The organism is Mesorhizobium sp. M7A.F.Ca.US.014.04.1.1, from assembly GCF_003998745.1.
Lineage (GTDB): Bacteria > Pseudomonadota > Alphaproteobacteria > Rhizobiales > Rhizobiaceae > Mesorhizobium > Mesorhizobium ciceri.
Genome location: NZ_RZRW01000941.1, coordinates 471 through 1466 on the forward strand (window position 1 = coordinate 471; position 996 = coordinate 1466).

General features: G+C 57.4%; 1 protein-coding gene and 1 pseudogene. Both read left to right on the forward strand.

All coding sequences use genetic code 11. The annotated features are described in order from the left end of the window. Nucleotides 1-219 (forward strand): hypothetical protein (locus EOA22_RS33325; RefSeq protein ID WP_245478753.1); only part of this gene is annotated, 219 nt, incomplete at its 5' end. Between the two features lie 485 nt (nucleotides 220-704). Beyond that, nucleotides 705-996 (forward strand): annotated as a pseudogene (locus tag EOA22_RS33330) (bifunctional diguanylate cyclase/phosphodiesterase); the annotation flags it as partial.

The following is a 996-nucleotide window of genomic DNA, read 5'->3' on the forward strand; positions in this document are numbered from 1 at the left end:
GCGACAGGAGTGCGATCTATGCAGAGTTTCACCGTCGAGCTGATACGCGACGGCAAAGCTGTGGAACGTGCCGAGGTTCAGGCCGAAAATGTTGTTGAAGCTGCGAAGACGTGGGGACCAGTAACCATCCCGTACGCCGAAGAGCCTGACATCGGCGAATGGATCAGGGTAACGCACCCTTGCGGCAGCACGACAAGTTGGTTCGAGCCGGATCGTTAAGCGCGGCCAATTTAGAGCTCACTGGCCAGGATGCGTCAGGGCTGTGAGTAAGAGCCGTGACGAACGTCACGGCGTCGGGATCATAGCAGAAGATGGACGGATGACCCGGTGCGAACCAGCGATGACAGCATCTTCCTGATGTCGATCTCTCCCCTCCCCTCTCCCCTCTCCTCTCCCAGGCTGTCCGTCCGCTTTCCCTACCCTTCTTCCGCCCGAGCAGGACGACCCTGCTGTTCGGCGCAGCAGGACTGGCCGGCACAGGCCCAACGGTACTACGCGCAGCGCCCAAGCGCAGCCTTTCGAAACTTGGTGGCACAGACCAGAAGCTTTTATGCAGATTGGAAGTCCAAATTTAAACAGTTCATCCTACGTTGGCCGATGGGCTTTTTGTCAAGGAAACGCAATTGAGCCGGTCGGGCAGAACGGATTTTGACTTTGATGGTGCAAGAAAGGCGGTTTTTTCGACCGCCAACTTGCCGGCGGCAATTGCGTTGGCCGTGCTTGTGATCTGCGCGGTCCTTGCGGACTTGCAGAACACGAAAGTGTCCGATCAACTCGCGCGCGCCGAAGTCCAGGCCAAGGTCAACATCATAAGGGCCAAGCTCGAAGGCAATGTAAACGGTAATCTCCAGCTTGTTCAGGGCCTCGTCTCGGCCATAGTTACAGAGCCGTACATGGGACAGCAGAGATTTGCGTCCCTGGCAAGCAACCTGTTCCGACAGAGATCGCAACTGCGCAACATCGCCGGTGCGCCCGATCTCGTCATCTCGCTGATGT